This window comes from Mesobacillus sp. (genome assembly GCF_049588175.1).
GTDB lineage: Bacteria > Bacillota > Bacilli > Bacillales > Cytobacillaceae > Mesobacillus.
In genome coordinates this window covers 1-3,368 of sequence record NZ_JBAVFI010000360.1, presented here as the reverse complement: position 1 = coordinate 3,368, position 3,368 = coordinate 1, and the positions used below count along the sequence as shown (strand labels likewise).

The window sequence follows — 3,368 nt, the reverse complement described above, 5'->3', positions numbered from 1 at the left end:
CTTCTAGATAATCAAGTACCTTTTTTCGATAAAGAGAAATACCTTTATAGTCTGCAATAAAGTCCGGGAGTTCATGGAGAATCGAATAAAATTGTTCTAGCCAAGGGGAATGCTGAATGAACCTTTCTAAAGGCAGCAAGTGTGAATGGATGGTAAATAAAATACCGTTGCTTTTTGGCAGACGGAAAAGCTTTTGAACCTCTACTCTTAAATGAACGAGTTCTCCCGCATTTTCCTTTGTTACCTGCTTCCTGGCCTGACCCCATTCTGAAAATGTTTCAAGTGATGTATCTAATCGGTTACCTGCCATGAGCGACCAGTTTTTCCTCCCCCAAGGAGTACCTGCCTCGATTCGCATTAAAAATTGCAGAATTCGATCATCCAGGGAATCATCTCGAAAACCGGGAATTGGAGAATGTATTTCTTTAAAAGACATACCCAGGTCAAAATACAAGGACCAATTTGCCGGAAAGCAAAGCTGACCAGCGTCTAAAAATAGGTTGCCATCCCGTTGCATCATCAAGATCAAATCCTCTTGAACATGTCGGCCAATGAAATCTAAAGGCTCCACTTCAAGAGTTGAATTGTCACCAAATGTAAAGGCGGATTTTTCTTTTGTCTGGAGGTTGAAAAATACCCTCTTATTATCTACTTTTTGTAATGTGAATTTATCAGGATAATAAGTCACTAGATGATCCATTATTAAATCAACCACTTCCCACTGCGCATCCAACGTATGCGGTAACGAATGGTAGCATCTTTCAGGATGGTGGGATAGCAGCTCTCTTTTTAGATTGATTTCTTCTAAATAGCCGTCTGTTAGCTCAATTGAATTCGGCGGATTTAATTGAGCGGCATTATTCGAGTATCTGTAGACATCACTATCCCCAAAGGGGTAAGGAAAAGAAGATACATCCTCATTTGTCATCATAAATTCACCTGTTTTCAGAATTTTTCATTTACTTATACTATACAAAAAAACAGCGATGATAGCACTTGAAAATCCAATACTCTTTCGAAACTACATAAAGCCTATCTATTAGACAATTTTCTGACCAGTTACAATTTTTGTCCTTTAGAGTTCCTCTATGAGACATTTTTGTCTTTTCAATATCCTTTAGCACCTATGTTTCGCCCCCATATATCATGTAAAACAAAAACTGACCAGCCTTAATGGCTGGTCAGTTTCTATTTGTTATTTATCCTTTTTGGCGACTACTTCCGTGATATACTTCGTTACAGCCTTTATTTCTTCCTCGGACAAAATGTCTCCGAACGCTGGCATGACAGTGCCGCCGTTTTTCACTCGTTCCATGACTTTATCGGGGTCATGGGCTACCTTGCTAATCTGTAAATCAGGGCCATTATGGCCGCCTGTTCCGCCCTCTCCATGACAGGCTAGACAGTTTCCTTTATAAACCTCTTTACCATCGACGGCGCTTCCCTCAGTACCGTCTCCAGCTTGATCTTTATCTGTTTTATCATCTTGTTTTTCAGGTTTTTTCGGTTTCGTTCCCGATTCAATTTTCCCATCGAGGGAGAAGGTCCAGAGCGAATCTCCATGCTTCGACCCTGCTAAAGAGTTTCCGGCAGCAAGAACCGTTATATACTCCTTCCCGTCAACTTCATACGCCACTGGTGCCGCATTGACACCGGCATCCGTCTTGAATTCCCAAACCTGTTCACCGGATTTTGCATCATAAGCGATCAGCCTTCCGTCATTATGCCCTACGAAGACCAGACCTCCTTTTGTTGTAAGAACTCCGCTGTAGGCTGTTGCATCCCATTTCTTCTGCCATGCGATCTTATTTGTTTTAACATCAATCGCAGTCACAGTGCCTCTTAAAGGTGCGTCCTGGATCGGCTGAATGATGCTTCCTAGATAGATGCTGCCTTCTTCAAATTCCTCTTCACTTCTTGTAAAAGTGGAGTACTGGTCCGTACCCAATACGTAGAAGTACTCTGTTTCAGGATTATAGGCAGATGGCGGCCAGTTGGCTCCTCCGAAGGTTGACGGTTTCACCAGAATTGGTTCTTCCCAGTAAGGCGTGAAAATCTTGCCAAATAGCTCACCTTTATACCCTTTTATGTCCTTTTTCACATCATTTTCAGTTACTTCCTGTGGCACGAATGAGTCACCTTTAGGAACTGGCTGAGTTGGCGATGTTTTTTGACGTTCCTCCTGTGGTACTGGTTTTTCATCAATTCCTACCAAAGGTTTTCCGTTTGTGCGATCGAGAATATAAACCCAACCTGTTTTACCTGCTTGAGCAAGAGCTTTTTTCTTCTTTCCATCCTTTTCTACATCAAATAACACGACAGGATTCGGTGAGTCTAAATCCCAAATATCATGATGGACCTCTTGGAAATGCCATTTGTATTTTCCAGTTTCCGCATCAATTGCCACAATGGAAGATGAGAAAAGATTGTCTCCCTCTCTCTTGCTTCCATCCAAATCGGGAGCGGCATTTCCCGTTGAAAAGTATAGAAGTCCTAATTCAGGATCCACTGCTGGAGTTTGCCAAACTGGCGCTCCTCCATGTTTCCACGATTCATTGTCGCTTGGCCAAGTTTCGTGGCCGGTTTCTCCAGGACCCGGAATCGTGTAGAATCGCCATAGTTCCTTTCCATTTTTAGCATCAAAGGCTGTGACTCTGCCTCTTATTCCGTATTCACCGCCAGCTAGTCCAGTGTATACTTTTCCATTATAGTAAAGTGGTGCACTTGTAATTGTATAGCCCTTTTTCCAATCCTCTACCTTTGTTGTCCAAACCTCTTTGCCTGTTTTTTGGTCCAAAGCCACAAGCCTTGCGTCTAACAGACCTACGTATACCATTCCATCGCCGATTGCCACACCCCTGCTTGTCCAACCACAACAAACAGTGTCCAAATCTTCAATATCTGGCTTATAGGTCCACAGCTTCTCTCCATTCTTTACATTAATAGCAGTAACTTCATCGGCACCGGTGATGATATACATGACACCGTTGTAAACGACGGGAGAAGCTTCTCCTGAATACTTAAACTCAAAACCTGATCCAAGAGAAGTGATCCATTCCCCCTTTAACCCCTTCACATTGGAAGCATTGATTTCATCCAGAGTCGAATACCGCTGATTATAGGTATTTCCGCCATTTGTAACCCAATTATCTTTTGGTGCAGCTGTCAATTCCTTTGCTTCAAACTCCGGGATTGACTGATCCTTTTCAGCCACCTCAGATGTTTGAGGTGAATCATTTTTTTCAATCTTGTTATCCGCTTTTTCTTTATCATTCAATGTGGTGAAATAAATAAAAAATAGAATGACGACGATAAATACCCCAGTTAACCATATAACATTAAATTTATTGCTTTGATGTTCCTTCAAC

Annotated in this window: 2 protein-coding genes; both read right to left on the bottom strand. The window is 42.0% G+C overall.

Annotated elements, in window-relative coordinates:
- A partial coding sequence (locus WB217_RS08930) for a heme-dependent oxidative N-demethylase family protein (protein ID WP_423992655.1) occupies window positions 1-928 on the bottom strand: 928 nt, incomplete at its 3' end.
- Window positions 929-1,195: 267 nt separating this feature from the next.
- A partial coding sequence (locus WB217_RS08925; RefSeq protein WP_423992653.1) for a PQQ-dependent dehydrogenase, methanol/ethanol family occupies window positions 1,196-3,368 on the bottom strand: 2,173 nt, incomplete at its 5' end.